This is a genomic window from Natronomonas salsuginis, assembly GCF_005239135.1.
In the GTDB taxonomy this organism is placed as follows: Archaea; Halobacteriota; Halobacteria; order Halobacteriales; family Haloarculaceae; genus Natronomonas; species Natronomonas salsuginis.
Window position 1 is genome coordinate 114,974 of sequence record NZ_QKNX01000001.1, and the last position, 14,420, is coordinate 129,393.

General features: G+C 63.6%; 17 protein-coding genes and 2 tRNA genes. 12 read left to right on the forward strand and 7 right to left on the reverse strand.

Annotated elements, in window-relative coordinates:
• The first annotated feature begins 3 nt into the window (after nucleotides 1–3).
• Nucleotides 4–201 carry a heavy-metal-associated domain-containing protein gene (locus DM868_RS00645; protein ID WP_137274935.1) on the forward strand — a complete coding sequence of 66 codons (198 nt, stop codon included), beginning with the start codon at nucleotides 4–6 and terminating at the stop codon, nucleotides 199–201.
• Between the two features lie 9 nt (nucleotides 202–210).
• On the opposite strand, the gene DM868_RS00650 is transcribed toward DM868_RS00645, so the two are convergent.
• Nucleotides 211–801, reverse strand: a complete 591-nt coding sequence (locus tag DM868_RS00650; RefSeq protein WP_137274937.1) for a winged helix-turn-helix transcriptional regulator — start codon at nucleotides 799–801, stop codon at nucleotides 211–213.
• Nucleotides 802–927: 126 nt separating this feature from the next.
• Between DM868_RS00650 and DM868_RS00655 the strand changes: the two genes are divergently transcribed.
• A complete protein-coding gene (locus DM868_RS00655) occupies nucleotides 928–1,422 on the forward strand; it encodes a DUF309 domain-containing protein (protein WP_137274938.1) in 495 nt (164 codons plus the stop codon).
• 287 nt (nucleotides 1,423–1,709) lie between these two features.
• Nucleotides 1,710–1,793, forward strand: a tRNA-Leu gene (locus tag DM868_RS00660).
• A gap of 187 nt (nucleotides 1,794–1,980) precedes the next feature.
• On the opposite strand, the gene DM868_RS00665 is transcribed toward DM868_RS00660, so the two are convergent.
• Nucleotides 1,981–2,298 carry a DUF3006 domain-containing protein gene (locus tag DM868_RS00665; protein WP_246048992.1) on the reverse strand — a complete coding sequence of 106 codons (318 nt, stop codon included), beginning with the start codon at nucleotides 2,296–2,298 and terminating at the stop codon, nucleotides 1,981–1,983.
• 47 nt (nucleotides 2,299–2,345) lie between these two features.
• Nucleotides 2,346–2,609: a hypothetical protein gene (locus DM868_RS00670; protein ID WP_137274939.1), complete on the reverse strand. Its 264-nt coding sequence runs from the start codon at nucleotides 2,607–2,609 to the stop codon at nucleotides 2,346–2,348.
• Between the two features lie 65 nt (nucleotides 2,610–2,674).
• Between DM868_RS00670 and DM868_RS00675 the strand changes: the two genes are divergently transcribed.
• The 3 genes from DM868_RS00675 to DM868_RS00685 all read left to right on the forward strand — a co-directional run bounded on the left by DM868_RS00675 (nucleotide 2,675) and on the right by DM868_RS00685 (nucleotide 5,012).
• Entirely contained in the window at nucleotides 2,675–3,475 is an 801-nt protein-coding gene (locus tag DM868_RS00675) for an inositol monophosphatase family protein (RefSeq protein ID WP_137274940.1), read from the forward strand.
• A gap of 58 nt (nucleotides 3,476–3,533) precedes the next feature.
• A complete protein-coding gene (locus DM868_RS00680) occupies nucleotides 3,534–4,667 on the forward strand; it encodes a DUF63 family protein (RefSeq protein ID WP_137274941.1) in 1,134 nt (377 codons plus the stop codon).
• A 96-nt stretch (nucleotides 4,668–4,763) separates the two neighbouring features.
• Nucleotides 4,764–5,012 (forward strand): MTH865 family protein, encoded by a 249-nt coding sequence (locus DM868_RS00685; protein ID WP_137274942.1) that lies wholly within the window; start codon nucleotides 4,764–4,766, stop codon nucleotides 5,010–5,012.
• A 68-nt stretch (nucleotides 5,013–5,080) separates the two neighbouring features.
• Here DM868_RS00685 and DM868_RS00690 read toward each other — a convergent pair whose 3' ends face one another.
• Together DM868_RS00690 and phoU are read right to left on the reverse strand one after the other, a co-directional pair.
• Nucleotides 5,081–6,085, reverse strand: coding sequence for a phosphate signaling complex PhoU family protein (locus DM868_RS00690; protein WP_137274943.1), 1,005 nt, complete (start codon nucleotides 6,083–6,085; stop codon nucleotides 5,081–5,083).
• A gap of 37 nt (nucleotides 6,086–6,122) precedes the next feature.
• Nucleotides 6,123–6,788, reverse strand: coding sequence for a phosphate signaling complex protein PhoU (gene phoU / locus DM868_RS00695; protein WP_137274944.1), 666 nt, complete (start codon nucleotides 6,786–6,788; stop codon nucleotides 6,123–6,125).
• 327 nt (nucleotides 6,789–7,115) lie between these two features.
• On the opposite strand from phoU, the gene DM868_RS00700 reads away from it, so the two are divergent.
• From DM868_RS00700 to DM868_RS00720, 5 genes are all read left to right on the forward strand, one after another.
• Nucleotides 7,116–7,907, forward strand: a complete 792-nt coding sequence (locus DM868_RS00700) for a DUF7260 family protein (protein WP_137274945.1) — start codon at nucleotides 7,116–7,118, stop codon at nucleotides 7,905–7,907.
• A 108-nt stretch (nucleotides 7,908–8,015) separates the two neighbouring features.
• Nucleotides 8,016–8,711 carry a metallophosphoesterase family protein gene (locus DM868_RS00705; RefSeq protein WP_137274946.1) on the forward strand — a complete coding sequence of 232 codons (696 nt, stop codon included), beginning with the start codon at nucleotides 8,016–8,018 and terminating at the stop codon, nucleotides 8,709–8,711.
• A 1-nt stretch (nucleotide 8,712) separates the two neighbouring features.
• Nucleotides 8,713–11,145 (forward strand): polyphosphate kinase 1, encoded by a 2,433-nt coding sequence (ppk1, locus tag DM868_RS00710; RefSeq protein ID WP_137274947.1) that lies wholly within the window; start codon nucleotides 8,713–8,715, stop codon nucleotides 11,143–11,145.
• Between the two features lie 143 nt (nucleotides 11,146–11,288).
• Nucleotides 11,289–12,008 (forward strand): DUF47 domain-containing protein, encoded by a 720-nt coding sequence (locus DM868_RS00715; RefSeq protein ID WP_170964400.1) that lies wholly within the window; start codon nucleotides 11,289–11,291, stop codon nucleotides 12,006–12,008.
• A 117-nt stretch (nucleotides 12,009–12,125) separates the two neighbouring features.
• Nucleotides 12,126–12,317: a hypothetical protein gene (locus tag DM868_RS00720; RefSeq protein WP_137274949.1), complete on the forward strand. Its 192-nt coding sequence runs from the start codon at nucleotides 12,126–12,128 to the stop codon at nucleotides 12,315–12,317.
• Nucleotides 12,318–12,377: 60 nt separating this feature from the next.
• Here DM868_RS00720 and DM868_RS00725 read toward each other — a convergent pair.
• A tRNA-Lys gene (locus DM868_RS00725) sits at nucleotides 12,378–12,451 on the reverse strand.
• Between the two features lie 123 nt (nucleotides 12,452–12,574).
• Between DM868_RS00725 and DM868_RS00730 the strand changes: the two genes are divergently transcribed.
• Nucleotides 12,575–14,032 (forward strand): DHH family phosphoesterase, encoded by a 1,458-nt coding sequence (locus DM868_RS00730; RefSeq protein ID WP_137274950.1) that lies wholly within the window; start codon nucleotides 12,575–12,577, stop codon nucleotides 14,030–14,032.
• On the opposite strand, the gene DM868_RS00735 is transcribed toward DM868_RS00730, so the two are convergent.
• Entirely contained in the window at nucleotides 14,029–14,322 is a 294-nt protein-coding gene (locus tag DM868_RS00735; protein ID WP_137274951.1) for a PRC-barrel domain-containing protein, read from the reverse strand. The genes DM868_RS00730 and DM868_RS00735 overlap by 4 nt on opposite strands.
• Nucleotides 14,323–14,420 lie beyond the last annotated feature (98 nt).

Here is a 14,420-nt window from a genome sequence, read left to right on the forward strand (position 1 = left end):
CGCATGTCCACGACACTAACGGTGAGCGGGATGGCCTGTGACGGCTGTGAACGAAACGTCGAGGAGGCGGTCGAATCGGTTCCGGGAGTCGAGCGGGTCGACGCGGACCACGACGCGGGACGCGTCACCGTCGAGGGCGACGCCGACGTCGACACACTCGTGTCGGCCATCGACGAGGCCGGCTACGAAGCCACCGCCTAGAGGCCGACCTTACGCACCCTCGCTGAGTTCTTCGTACCGCTCCTCGAAGCGCGCCCGACAGGACCCACAGCAGAACTCGTACCGCTCACCGTCGATGACGGCGCTGACGCCCTCGGCGGTGACGCTGTTGCCGCACTCGACGCACTCGAGCCCGAGCGTCGCCTCCCCCAGGGCGGGATGCCAGTCGGACGCGACGAGCGGCGTGACGTCGACGGACTCGATAGCTTTCGTCTCGAACGCGGGTTGCAGCGGGGATTCGATGTCCGCGTCCGGGAACGTACCGACCACCAACAGCCGCCCCTCGGCGGTCACGAACACGTGTTCGACACCAGTAACGTCGGTGAGCGCCTCCCTCACGGCCGTCGACTCTCCCGGCGTGACGACCAGCGTTATCGCGACGCGAACGCCCTCACGAAGTCGCGATCGGTCGACGTTCACGGTGAACCGCTCGATGACGCCCAACTCTCGAAGCCTGTCGACGCGATCGCTCACCGCCGGCGGCGAGAGATCGACTGTCTCCGCGAGCTGCTTGTAGGACGCGCGGCCGTCGTCGAGCAGAAGTCGGAGCAGTTCGCGGTCGGTTTCGTCCAGTTCCCGCATACGATCCACTTTCGTGTCGCGTTCAAAAGGATTGTCGACCCGCTGCCCGCGGCCGTTGCCCTGCTTTTTAGCCGCCGAACCGAAGCGCGCCGACGGCGTTAGGTTCGGGGGGGCAGTATCGGAACTATGGACGATCACACCCGCGACGAGTCCGTCGGGCCACCGATCTCCGGTACCCCGGCCGGGTGGGACGCCGACCGCGGCCCGTCGAACGGGTGGGAGCACGGCACCCTCCGCCGGGCGACGATCCACGGCGTCCGGCTGTTCAACTCGAGCGCATATCACGAATCGCACGACTGCTTCGAGGCAGAGTGGTACAACTATGGCCGCGGGACGACTGAGAGCGCCTTCCTCCACGGGATGGTGCAGGTCGCTGCCGGGGCGTACAAGCACGTGGAATTCGAGAACGACGACGGGATGCGGTCGCTGTTCGAGACCGCGTTGCAGTACCTCCACGGCGTCCCGCGTGATTTCTACGGTGTCGATCTCCCGGACGTCCGAACGACGCTCACGAACGCGCTCCGCGATCCGACGGTCGTCGACGGCTGGGCGATCACGCTCGACGGGACGCGACCGACGGCGCGCGAGATCGATTACGAATACGCCGCCGAGCTAGAATAGACCGGGCGACCGAACCGACCGGTTCCGCTACAGGTCTTTGGCGATGCCCCGAAGCCCGTTCATCCGTTCGCGTTGCGTTCGTATCCCGTCGACGCTCATCACGTCGGCCAGCCGGCTGTTCGGTACCCATTGTGCGTTTGCAGAGGTAGGCCCCGTTTGGATGTGTCGGCGTGAGAGCCGGCGATTCGCCCTGTTCTCCGAACGAGACGCCCATCTCCTGCGAATCGTCCTCCCCCGGACCGAAACCGGTGGCTTAAATCCCATGAGGGTGTTATGCCGAACTGCGTGCGAGGGTAGCCAAGCCCGGAAACGGCGGCGGACTCAAGATCCGCTCCTGTAGAGGTCCGTGGGTTCAAATCCCTCCCCTCGCATGGCGAGGCGCGAACGAAGAGAGCGCCTCGGATGCGAAACGGCGAACTCGAGTGAGCCGTGAAGCGCATCGTCGGGGTCCACCCCCGTGATGCGGGAAGACCGCTCTCGGAGCGGCTTTCCCTCGCAACAACTCTCCATCGTTCGAGAGCCGCCGCTATGCGCTGGGAACCGCTCCACCGCTAGCGGCTACGACAACCGCTCGGCGAGCGCGTCGAACCGACGTGAGTGTCTACACTCTCGCCGTATCGTCGCCGACTCGCTGTATCGATAGCCGTCGTCGTCGAGGTACAGGACGGCCCCTTCGTGACGACCGGCTTCGGGGAGTACGTTCGGATCGACGACGCGTTGATCGGTCGTCTCCCCGGATTCCGCGAGGAGTAACACGGCGTAGTCGCTACCGAGTCGGTCCACGACGGCGGTTCGACCGGAATTCGAGTCCGCGACCGTCACCACGACGAGCAGTACGAGGACGGCGAGGAGCACGCCGACGAGCATGTATCGCATCGAGACGGGATGGCCCCGTCATGGTATATAAACGGTCGTCCCGGACGTCAGTTCTCGGCTCGATCGACGTCAGCAACTATGCCGGCGGTTTGCCACCCGTCGTCAGTCTCTTTCCCCGCGACGAGCGGGTCGTCCTCGCCGTCGGTCACGAGGCGGTACGTCGTGCCATCGCCGTCAGTTCCCTCCGCTTGGAAGGCCTCCTGAAAGAACTCCGCGGATCGCATCTCGAGGACGACCGTGGACCCATCGTCGAACGTGAGCCGCACGTCTCGGGGCGTGATGTTGTGGATACGCTTTGCGAGCGTGTGCATGTCCGTTCGGACACGCGGAACGGACAAATCGGTGGCGCTTTGACACCGGGGGCGCCCAATCGAGTATGGACACGGGTACGCGCGCCGATACCGCGCTCCGGGCGGCCGAGGCCGGGGCGGAACTCGCGGCCGAATCGTTCAGGGGAGAGCTCGTCGTCGAAACGAAATCACAGAAGACGGACGTCGTGACGCAGGCCGATCGGGACGCCCAGACGCGCGTTACGGAGGCGCTTCGCGAGGCGTTCCCCGGCGAGCCGATCGTCGGCGAGGAGGACGAGACGCCGAACACGGTCCCGGACGACGGGCCGGGGTGGATCATCGACCCAATCGACGGGACGACGAACTTCGTCCGCGGGATCCAGGTGTGGACGACGAGCGTCGCGGCCACGGTCGACGGCGAACCGGTCGCCGGGGCGACCGTCTGTCCCTCGCTTGGCGACACGTTCGTGCTCGATTCGGGAACGGCGTTCCGCAACGGAGAACGGATCTCGGTCAGCGATCGAACCGATCCGGAGGCGTTCGTCGTCGTCCCGACGCTCTGGTGGGAGTTCGACCGGCGCGAGGAGTACGCGGCCACCTGCCGCGGGATCGTCGAGTGCTTCGGGGACATGCGGCGGTTCGGCTCCGCACAGACCGAACTCGCGCTGTGTGCAAGCGGTGCCGTCGACGCCGTCGTGACGAACGTTCGTGGGCATCCGTGGGATACGGTCACCGGGGTCGGTCTGATCGAGGCGGCGGGTGGTACCGTAACCGACGTGCACGGCGAGCCGTGGCGACACGACAGCCGAGGACTCGTCGCCTCGAACGGGGCGGCACACGACGTCGTCCTCGACGCCGTTTCCCAAGCCGAGACGGTCGCACGATAGTGTATCCCGGGCGCCGTCGACCGGAAACGTGAAACCGCGCTGGGCCGGGAACTTCCGTATGGAGTTACCCGATGGAATCGATCCGGCTCGCGCGTGGCTCGCGGCGTTTCTCGGCGGACTCGTCGTCGTCGCTACCGCCGCGGTCGCCTTCCCCCGTCGCGTCTACGACGGATTCCTGTGGCGGTATTTTTGGGGCCCCGTCGACGCCGACGCACACGGCGCGACGTGCGCCGTCAGAGCCGGCGGCGCGACAGAACGGCTCTACTCGCAGACGGCCTGTTCGGCCGCTGACGGGGTCTCCGCCGTCCCCGGTTACACGACCGTCTCGACCGCCAGCTACGCCATCGTTCTGGTGTTCATGCTCGTCGGTGTGTTGCTGTTGCTCCGGCGGTTGAACGTCCGACTGACGCCGCAGTTCTACGTCGCGCTACTGCCGTACATGCTCCTTGGCGGTGCGCTTCGGGTCGTCGAGGACACGAACGTCGCCTTCCTCCGCGCCGACGCTGGGATGTTGCTCCCGTACCCGCCGGTCGCGCTGATCATCAGCCCGTTCATCTACTTCGTGATGTTCGCGTTCACGCTCGCCGCGCTCGTGTTCGTGTTCCTCCTGTCGCGGCGCGGCGTCCTCGACGAGTACGAACCGTCTCTCGCGGCCATCGGCGCCGTCTCCCTTTCGGCGACGATCGGCTGGCTTCTGTACATCTCGGCGACGTCAGACATCGTCGACTTCGTCCCGGCCGTCACGATCATCACGCTCGGCGGCGCGACGCTCATCGCTGCGGTCTTCTGGTGGGCGAGCGAGCGATACGCGCCGGTGATAAACGAGGGAACGGGCTACATCGGCGCGCTGATCGTCTGGGGACACAGCGTCGACGGGATCGCGAACGTGTTGAGCCTCGATTGGACCGACGCGCTGGGGGTCAGCGTGACATACAGCTCGAAACACGTCGTCAACGAGGCGACGGTCCGGATCACGGAGGGCCTGCAACCGGCGTGGCTCTCGGAGGCGATCGGCACCGCGTGGCCGTTCCTTTTGATCAAGGTCGCCGCCGCCATCTTCGTCGTCTGGGTGTTCAACGACGAGATCTTCGATGACAGCCCCCGATACGCGTATCTCCTCCTTATCGCCATTCTCGCGGTCGGACTCGGCCCCGGAACGCGAGATATGATCCGGGCCACGTTGGCCATATAGCCCTCCGAACCACGATTTGAGCCCGTATTCGCCGAACGTCTCGGTGTCGCCGTCGAATGATTTTTACTACCACCTGCCGCACATTCGAGACGACTTATGGTAGACAAAGACGACCTTCGCCAGCAGATGATCGAGGCGTTCGAGGGTGCCGACTACCCGATCAATAGTCCGATGGATCTCGTTCCCGCGCTCCCGCAGGGGCCGGGGACGAAGTTCGAATCCGGCGACTTCTCGATGACCGCGATGGAACTCAACACGAAACTCGGCGGCGACTTCCCCTACGACTCCGTCGACGCATTCGTCGATGACGTCGTGGAGCAACTCGAAGCGCAGGATCTGCTGTAGACGGCTTCCGCCACTCGCTCTTTCGGCGGCGTCCGACTGTATTGGGCGGGCGAAGCCGAACGCTATTCTTAGACGATCTCCGCGAGCGTGACCACTTCGGCGATGTTGCCGCCGTATTCCGCCGTCCGTCGGATACTTTCGAGAACTTGCCCGTGTAGATAGTTGTCGTCTCCCTTGGCCTCGTAGAGGTCCCGATCGAGCGTTTCGACCCGCTCGACGACGCCGTCGAGTCGGTGAAGCGCCGTCTCCGTCTCGCCGTCGATCGCCGTCCGAACCACGTGTCGTGCGTCCGTGGCGATCGACTCGAACTGCGCTTCGAGATCGGCGTTCGGCGGCTCGCCCTGTCGGATCGCAATGTCGGCGATTCGCTCGGCGTGGTCACCGATCCGTTCGAGCTGTCTCGCGGTTCGAAACCGCGTGAATGCGACTTTTCGCCCCGTTTGGAGTTTATCGATCTCACGCACGTCCGTCAGCGCCCGATAGAACTGCCGACTGACGAGCGCGAAGAGGCGGTCCGCGTCGTTATCGCGAGAGACGACGTGTCGAGCTAGCTCCTCGCTCTCGTCGTTGCCCCCGAGAACCGCACGGATCGCGTTCTCGTGCATCGATAGCGCGATCCGCCGAAGCTGGTCCACCGTGGCGTCCAAGGAGATCTCTGCCGGATCGAGGAGGCTCCGGGCGACGATCTCGTGATCGCTCTCCGTCGAGATTTCGATCCCGACGAGTCGCGTGATCGACTCGCTCGCGATTCTGCGCTCTGTCGAGTCGAACCCCGTCTCGGAGTCGATGACGACCTCGTCGGCCCCCGCTGCGTAGGCGGCTTCGATCCACCCCGACAGCGCCTCACCGCCGACGGCATCGACGTTGATCGATGCGCGCCGAATCGGCACGTCGGCGTCCGGCCGGGCAACGACCAGACGATCGTCGAACGGGTACAGGTGGAGCGGCGATCCGGAACCGATCTCGCGGTCGTTGGCCCACGCTTTCGGGATCGACACCGTGTACGTCGACCCACCGGTCACCTGCACCTTCCGCTCGATCGGCCCGTTTCCGTTCGTGATCGTTCCCGTCATCGTCAGTCGATCGACTCCGTGTTGTGAACTGTCATCGTCAGTAGATCAATCCCGTGTCGTGGTCCGTCATGTACACCGTTCGTGCGCAGATGTTCACCGCGTGGTCGCCGACCCGTTCGAGGTCGCGAACGGTCAACAGCAGCCGGGACACGTCGTCCATCACGTCCGCTTTCTCGCCGCCATACTCGGTCCGGAGCAGGTCCTCGACGACCAGCTCGCTCGCCTCAGTGCAGAGACGGTCGATCTCGTCGTCTCGGTCGGCCACCTCGAGTGCTAGCGCCGAATCGTCGCGTTCGTACGCCGCCATCGCCTCCGCCACCATCCGTCCGGTTTCGTGGCCGATGTGTGCGAGGTCGATTTCGGGATATCGCTCACGCTCGGCGTCGAGCGCGTATCCCGCGAGATTGGTCGCGAGATCGCCGATCCGTTCGAGGTCGGTGACGATCTTGAACGACGCGGCGATGAATCGAAGATCACCCGCGACCGGTTGCTGGAGCGCGAACAGATCGATGCAGTCACCCTCGATATCGAGATACTGATGGTTGACGTCCCCGTCCCCGTCGATGACCTCCCCGGCGAGCGATTCGTTCTTCGTCTCCAGCGCTCGCAGCGCCGTGTCGTATCGGTCGATGACGAGGTCGCTCATCGAGACGACGTTTCGCCGAAGCGCGGAGAGCTGTTGTTGATACTCGCTTCGGGTCATCGGTTAGCGTGCTCGTCTTTCCGTTCGCGATCGGTCCGATCGCCGGTAGGTCGATCCCGATTGGTCGTAGACCATCGCGAAGTACTATCGATGACCGATATAAATTAGATGCTATGAGCACTGTAGAATCGGGTGTACCGATACGTTTGTCTCTAGCGTTCTATATACAACTCCATAGATTGCGATCCGATGGCGCATCCCGCCACGAGCGTAATACGATTGTCTTCGACGCTGCGCGAGCGGTATATACGTCTATATATCGTCGTTGTCGAGTAGATATTCCTATTACAATCGCTTATGTCCTGGTCGTCGGACCACTCGATCGACATGGCCACGTGTGCAAGCCCGACAAACCCTGACGACCGATTGGCCGAAGCGGTGGCCGAACTCCGACGGGAGCATCGGCGGACGGCAGACGAACTCGAAGCACTCCGAGGATTCGAGGACCGGGTGCGAGCCATCCCCTCCGAGGAGCACACCGCGCGGTCCCGACCGGCGATCGGCGTCACGACCGCGACCGTCGGCACGACGACCGGACTCCAGCAGGTACAAGCGGCATACGAGTCGACGCTGATGAGCGTTCCGCACTACCTCGAGGAGTACGACGATACCTATCCAGAAAGCCTTGCAGAGGAGTTCTCGCCGGATATCGCCTCGGCACTGACCGACGGAACCGAATTCAACGGCCGATGTAAACGGGCCGTTCTGTCGGCGATTTCGACCTCCCAATCTGCCCGAAAGCTGCTGCTCGGTGTGACGGATCGCGAGCGTGACTCGATTCGGGCGGCCCAAGATGACATCGTGTCGCTGGCCGAGGAACTCGACGATCTTGAAGCCATGTCATTCACCGAGGAAACGTTTGGTGCGCTCGATGCCTACCGTGCGCGTCTCGAGGTCATGCGAAATCGGTGTGGGGAGATATCCGACAGGCGGCAGCGCTCGATCTTCGATCAGCGCCGCATCCAGCGGCTCCCCTCGAACGTTCCGGACGTGACCGCGTATTTTTATCAGGACATGGATGTCGAGTATCCGGTTATGTCGATCGTCGCGGAACTGCTGAATCGCATCGGTGCCCTCCAAACGCGCGTCGAGCGCGAGATGGCGTTTTGCCACGGATAGTCATCCCCTCCGAGTGGGGGTGAAACGCAGTCCCAATCCCTTCGGTCCGTACCGATATATAGTCCTCTTAGTTCGTTTTAAACGTTCTCGCGGAACGCACTCGAACGTATGATACCCTCATTCCACCCGGACGTGAAAGCCGATCACCTCCGCGTCGATCTCTCGGGGTGGGCCGACGTCTACGTCGTCGGCGATGTTCACGGTTGTGCGGATGCGCTCGATCGACTCCTCTCTGTCCTCGACATCACCGACGACGATCTCGTACTGTTCGTCGGCGATCTGATTCGAAAGGGTCCCGACAGCGCCGGGGTCGTTCGTCGGGTCCGCGCCGCAGACAACATGCGCAGCGTCCGCGGCAATAACGAGGAGAAGGTCCTCCGGGGCGAAAAGACAGTTCCCGGTTTGGACGATGACGACCTCACGTGGCTCCGATCGCTGCCGGTCGCGATCAGCTGGGACGGCGGCCTGATCGTCCACGGCGGCGTCGATCCGCGGCGGCCCCTCCGCGAACACACGGTCGACGACCTGCAGAACACCCGGTCGCTCGCCCCGGATGGTGGCTACGACGCCCCGTTCTGGTACGAACGATACGATCGGTCACCGCAGGTCTTTTTCGGCCACACGGTATTGGACGCCCCCGTCGAGACCGAGTCGGCGATCGGGCTCGACACCGGCTGTGTGTACGGTGGGTCGCTCACCGCGTACGATCTGCGGCGTGATCGGTTCCGCGACGTCCCCGCCCGACGTCCCGGACGGTCGCGCAGCGAGTCGAAGATCGTCACCAGATGTACCATCGCTGAGTGAGATGGACCGAACGGAATCCGACGTTGACGCCGATACCGAAACCGACGTTGACGCCGATACCGAAACCGACGTTGACGCCGATACCGATGCTGAGCCTGCGTGCGTCGACGCCGACCGACCCGATACTGCGGAGGACGAACACAACGGGACCGACGCCGAACGGGTGCCCTCGGAGACGGCGGAAATTGCCCAGCGTAAGTTCGAAAACGGCGTCGCCGCTAGAACTCCACCGATCGACGAATCGCCCCCCGATTCCGACACTCCGCTCGAGTCCCCGGGGTGGTATCTCAATCGCGAGCTGTCCGAGCTGAGCTTCCAGTGGCGCGTCCTCCACGAGGCGCTCGACGACAGGAACCCACCGCTCGAACGGCTCCGGTTTCTCAGCATCCTGACCCGCAATATGGACGAGTTCTTCATGAAGCGGATCGGGGGCCTCAAACAGCAACTCGCCGCCAACGTCACCGAGCCGACCGTCGACGGACGGACCCCGCAACAACAGTGGCAATCGGCGCTCGACACCGCAGGGGAGATTTTCGAGACGCAGTCGGAATGCTTCGCCAACGACGTCCGTCCGTTGCTGTCCGACGCCGGGATCGAGATCGCAGATTACGCCGACCTCTCGGACGCCGACGCCGAGCGACTGCGGTCGTACTTCGAGTCGTCCGTGTTGCCGACGCTGACGCCCTTGACGTTCGATCCGGCCCAGCCCTTCCCGTTCATCTCGAACCTCTCGTTGTCGCTCGCGGTACTCTCGCGTGGCGAGGACGGAAACGAGCGTTTTTCGCGGATCAAGATCCCCGCGAACCGACCGCGGCTCATCTCGGTTTCCGACCCCGGAACGCCACTGGAGTCGATCCCGCCCGGTCATCGCGTCGTCCCCATCGAAGACGTCATCGAGGGGAATCTCGACTTGCTCTTCCCGAACATCGAGATCCGTCACTCCTCGACGTTTCGAGTCACGCGGAACGCTGAGGTCAGACGAAACGAAGATGTCGCCGAGGGCCTCATCGACCGGATCGAAGACGTACTCAGACAGCGCCGCTTCGCCACCGTCGTCCGCCTCGAAGTCACGGAACACGCTCCCGACCCGGTGCTCGATCTCCTCGTCGAACACCTCGACGTGGACGATTCGGAGGTGTTCCGACGCTCCGGTCCGCTCGCGCTGGGCGATTTCGCCGAACTGTGCGATCTGGAGTACCCGGAACTGACGCTCGAACCGTGGCGGCCGAGACAGCACCCGCGGTTCGCCGGACTGTCGCCCGACTCGCCCGACGAGGTGTTCAAGTCGCTTCGGGAGCGTGACTGTCTGGTTCATCACCCGTATCACTCGTTCAGCGAGACCGTTCAGACGTTTCTCGAGGCGGCAGCCCACGATCCGGACACGCTCGCGATCAAGGTCGCGGTCTACCGGACGGCTCCCGATTCGAAAGTCATCCGGAGTCTCATCGACGCGGCGAAAAACGGCAAGCAGGTCGCGGTCATGGTCGAACTCAAGGCCCGGTTCGACGAGGAGAACAACCTCCGCTGGGTCAAACGGCTCGAAGAGGAGGGGATCCACGTCGCCTACGGGTCGATCGAACTCAAAACGCACAGCAAGGTCGCCCTCGCCGTCCGAGAGGAAGCAGAAAGCGTCCGGATCTACTCGCACGTCTCCAGCGGTAACTACCACTCAGGCACCGCGAAGGGGTACGTGGATCTGGGGCTGTTCACCGTCGATCCGGACGTCGGTCAGGACCTCGTCCAGCTGTTCAACTCCTTCACCGGCCACTCGCGTCACGGTCGGTACCGGAAACTACTGGTCGCTCCCGAAACGCTCCGAACGCGACTGTACGAACTGATCGACCGCGAAACGGAGCGCGCCGAGGCGGGCGACGGCGGTCGAATCGTGGCCAAAATGAACGCGCTCGAGGATCCCGACGTGGTCGAGAGACTCTACGGGGCGGGGTCTGCCGGGGTCGAAATAGATCTCATCGTGCGCGGTATCTGTCGGCTTCGGCCGGGGATTCCGGGGGTCAGCGATTCGATCCGCGTCCACAGCGTCGTCGGTCGGTTCCTCGAACATTCGAGGATCTTTCGCTTCGGCGAGGACGATCCGGCGTACTTCATCGGGTCGGCCGACTGGATGACGCGAAATCTCGACCGTCGAGTCGAAGCCGTTGCACCGGTGGAGGATCCGGAGCTTCGAACGGAACTCGATTCCATCCTCTCGATACTGCTGGCCGACAATCGAACGAGATGGACGATGCGACCGGACGGGAGCTACGTTCAACGGCGCCCTCGGCCGGACGAGCCGTCGCGGGGAACACAGAGTGTGTTGATGAAGCGCGCCCGACGGACAGCTCCCGACGAGCGACCGCGCTCCGGCGACGACGCGGGTCGCGAACCCAGCATCGACCTCGACGAGGTGTACACGACCGATCCGTTCGACGGGTAGCCCAACGGTGTCGATCGTCGGTCTGATTGGCCGATGTCGGCCACCGGATATATATATAGCCGAACGTCCCCGTCGGAGCCGCTATCGAGGGTCACGGGGGACTCATAGCAACGGCCTTTGGTTCGCTCCCGAAGACGCAGATGATGGCCGTAGATACCTCCCGCCCGTTCGGCGAGCGCCTGGAAGCCACGACCGACCGGTACCTCGATCGGTTGGATAACTGTGTTACGGCGCTGCCAACGCTCGTCGAGGAATACAGTACAGATGCGGGGTACGGGTCGACCGTGGACCGGATACAGAGCCTCGAGAGCGACTGTGACGAACTCAAACTGGCGCTCGGCAAGCTCGTCACGACGGCGGACGCCAAGGAGGTCGGCCTCAGACTGACGTGGGTCCATCTCCACGCGGATCGGATGTTGGAGCTGTACGGCCACCTCGATACCATCGCGAACGTCTCCGAGCAGTTTGCCGAGGAGCTCGCCGCCATCGCCCCAAAACGAGTGGACGATTGTCTCGACGGGATCGCGAGGATGGCCGAACTCGCTGTGGCGGCGATGGCCGAACTGGAAGTCGTCGTCCAGGAGTTCGTCAGGACGCTGTGTCGCCCGGAGTACAGCGCCTCGATCACGCAGGGGGTGAGCGCGATCCGCGCGTTCGAGGGCGACTCGGACGCTGTTCGAACCCGGGTTCTCGAAACGGCGTTCGATCGAGAACACGACGCGACCGCCGTCGCGTATCGACAGCTCGCGGTCCTGCTCGACGGCGTCCTCGACGCGATGGAGGATGTGACCGATCAGATGCACCTAATGACCGGCCCCGACACGTGGCTCGATATCGAGATCTATCCCGAATATCACTATTGACCGCTCGGGAGGGCTATAATCCGCTCCTAGCAGCGATCATGTGGGTTCGGAACCGATCGCCGATCGCGATAAGCGATGTCCGAGAGAGCCCCCACACCAACTGTTCGGCCCCTCGCGATGGGCCTGTTCGCTCCGATCGTCACGGCCGACGTATCGGCAGAGATCGTCTACCCGGATCCACACCTCGTCGTCCTGCTGTTCCTCTTCGGATTCTGTCTGCTGTACGTCCTCGTGATCGTCGCCGACGCGCTGTCGCGGTCGCGAGAGGGCGTCGCCGACGCTACCGAGTGGTCCTCCGATCGAGGCTAAGCAGGGAAGCGAGTCGCGACGCCCCGCTCGCGGTGCTCGGCGAATTGTTCCTCACAAAAGCGGGCCGAGGGGGATTTGAACCCCCGACCGTCTGGTTAAGAGCCAGATGCTCTCCCTGGCTGAGCTATCGGCCCCGCGACCGAACGTATCCGCGGTTGCCTGAAATAGGTTGCGTTCCACGCATCCATGGAGACGCCGTGGCATACCGAGGACCGGACGGTCGAATTAAGTGTCCGCACCCCGTCGTCGTCGGTATCATGAGTACCGCCATCTCGATGGCGTCGATGTCGACGTATGCGATTCTTGGATGCGGCAGCGTCGGTCACGCCGTCGCGGAAGAACTCGTCGAGGAGGGCAAGGACGTGCTCATCCTCGACCAGGACGAGGGTCGCGTCGAGGCGCTCAGAGATCAGGATCTCGACGCCAGGGACGCCGACATCAAGAACGAGGCGGCCGCTGAGGCCGTCGCCGACCGCGACGTCGTGTTGATCCTCTCGCCCGACGTCGACGCCAACGTCGCGGCGGTCGAGAACCTCAGACGCCGGAACGGTAATCGATTCCTCATCGTTCGCGCGTCCGATCCCGTCACGGCCGACGAACTCAGGGAGGCGGGCGCGGACGTCGTGATCAACCCCTCAGCAGTCATCGCCGACTCGGCGCTCCGGGCGCTCGAGCAGGGTGAACTCGAGTACAAGGCAACACAGCTCGCGGAGCTCATCGATGGAGGGGAATCACTCGCGATCCTCGCCCACAGATCGCCTGGCCCTGATTCGATCGCTTCGGCCGTCGCTTTGCAAGCGATCGCCGACTCGCGGGGGGTGGATGCGGACATCCTCTACGAGGGCGAGATCGGCCATCAGGAGAACCGCGCGTTTGTCAATCTCCTCGGTATCGAACTCGTCTCGCTCGCCGACACCGACCTCGACGAGTACGACACGCTCGCGCTCGTCGACTGTGCGAAGGCGACCGAGCCGGTGGTCGACGGCGATGTCGACATCTTGATCGACCACTTCGAGCCCGAGGTCGATTACGGCGCGTCGTTCGTCGACGTTCGCTCGAACGTCTCCTCGACGTCGACCATCCTGACGAAGTACGTCCAGGAGTTCGATCTCAGTCTTCCAGAAGAGGTCGCGACGGCGCTGTTGTACGGTATTCGCGCGGAGACGCTCGACTTCAAGCGCGACACGACCCCAGCCGACCTGACCGCGGCTGCGTATCTGTACCCCTTCGCGAACCACGACACGCTCGAACAGGTCGAGTCGCCGTCGATGAGCCCCGAGACGCTCGACGTCCTCGCCGAGGCGATCCGGAGCCGCGAGGTCAAGGGGTCACACCTCGTCTCGAACGCCGGATTCATCCGCGATCGGGACGCGCTCTCACAGGCCGCACAACACCTGTTGAACCTCGAGGGAATCACGACTTCGGCGGTGTTCGCCATCGCCGACGACACGATCTATCTCGCGGCGCGGTCGAAGGACATCCGGATCAATATCGGCAACGTGTTGCAGGACGCCTTCGACGAGATTGGTGACGTCCGCGGTCATTCGACGGACGCCTCGGTCGAAATCCCGCTCGGGATCTTCACCGGACTGGAGATTACCGGCAATAACCGAGAGACGCTGTTGCAACTCACCGAACAGGCGGTTCGCTCGAAACTCTTCGAGGCGATGGGCGTCGAGGGAGGAAACAGTAGCGACGGATCGAGTGGTAGTTAGACCGCCGCCTCTTCGCTCTCGGGCTCTCGAAGCCGTTCGACGATGTCGTTGACGAGCACGATATCCCCCACCGCACGGACCCATCGGTACGGAACGATAACGCCCTCTCGCCCCGAGACGCGACTGTCGAACAGCTCTCGGTTGATATCCCCCAAGGCGAGCCCCGTGACGGCTTCGCGCTCCAGATCCAGCCGGATGTCCTCGACCTCGCCGACGAAGATGCCGTTGTTCGAATACACTTCCCGGCCCACGAGCGACGTGATCTCCTGCGATGCGGAGTCGGTGTCCATATCGAAGGATTGTGTGGATTCCCCCTTAACTGTTGTCGGTGGGGCTCGGCGTGCGGTCCGCACACCCCCGAAGGAATTAATCCGATCACCGACGTACG

Coding starts and splice junctions, on each gene's coding strand:
- DM868_RS00645 (WP_137274935.1), top strand. CDS start 4: ATGTCCACGACACTAACGGTGAGCGGGATGGCCTGTGACGGCTGTGAA.
- DM868_RS00650 (WP_137274937.1), bottom strand. CDS start 801: ATGCGGGAACTGGACGAAACCGACCGCGAACTGCTCCGACTTCTGCTC.
- DM868_RS00655 (WP_137274938.1), top strand. CDS start 928: ATGGACGATCACACCCGCGACGAGTCCGTCGGGCCACCGATCTCCGGT.
- DM868_RS00665 (WP_246048992.1), bottom strand. CDS start 2,298: ATGCGATACATGCTCGTCGGCGTGCTCCTCGCCGTCCTCGTACTGCTC.
- DM868_RS00670 (WP_137274939.1), bottom strand. CDS start 2,609: ATGCACACGCTCGCAAAGCGTATCCACAACATCACGCCCCGAGACGTG.
- DM868_RS00675 (WP_137274940.1), top strand. CDS start 2,675: ATGGACACGGGTACGCGCGCCGATACCGCGCTCCGGGCGGCCGAGGCC.
- DM868_RS00680 (WP_137274941.1), top strand. CDS start 3,534: ATGGAGTTACCCGATGGAATCGATCCGGCTCGCGCGTGGCTCGCGGCG.
- DM868_RS00685 (WP_137274942.1), top strand. CDS start 4,764: ATGGTAGACAAAGACGACCTTCGCCAGCAGATGATCGAGGCGTTCGAG.
- DM868_RS00690 (WP_137274943.1), bottom strand. CDS start 6,085: ATGACGGGAACGATCACGAACGGAAACGGGCCGATCGAGCGGAAGGTG.
- phoU (WP_137274944.1), bottom strand. CDS start 6,788: ATGACCCGAAGCGAGTATCAACAACAGCTCTCCGCGCTTCGGCGAAAC.
- DM868_RS00700 (WP_137274945.1), top strand. CDS start 7,116: ATGGCCACGTGTGCAAGCCCGACAAACCCTGACGACCGATTGGCCGAA.
- DM868_RS00705 (WP_137274946.1), top strand. CDS start 8,016: ATGATACCCTCATTCCACCCGGACGTGAAAGCCGATCACCTCCGCGTC.
- ppk1 (WP_137274947.1), top strand. CDS start 8,713: ATGGACCGAACGGAATCCGACGTTGACGCCGATACCGAAACCGACGTT.
- DM868_RS00715 (WP_170964400.1), top strand. CDS start 11,289: ATGGCCGTAGATACCTCCCGCCCGTTCGGCGAGCGCCTGGAAGCCACG.
- DM868_RS00720 (WP_137274949.1), top strand. CDS start 12,126: ATGGGCCTGTTCGCTCCGATCGTCACGGCCGACGTATCGGCAGAGATC.
- DM868_RS00730 (WP_137274950.1), top strand. CDS start 12,575: ATGAGTACCGCCATCTCGATGGCGTCGATGTCGACGTATGCGATTCTT.
- DM868_RS00735 (WP_137274951.1), bottom strand. CDS start 14,322: ATGGACACCGACTCCGCATCGCAGGAGATCACGTCGCTCGTGGGCCGG.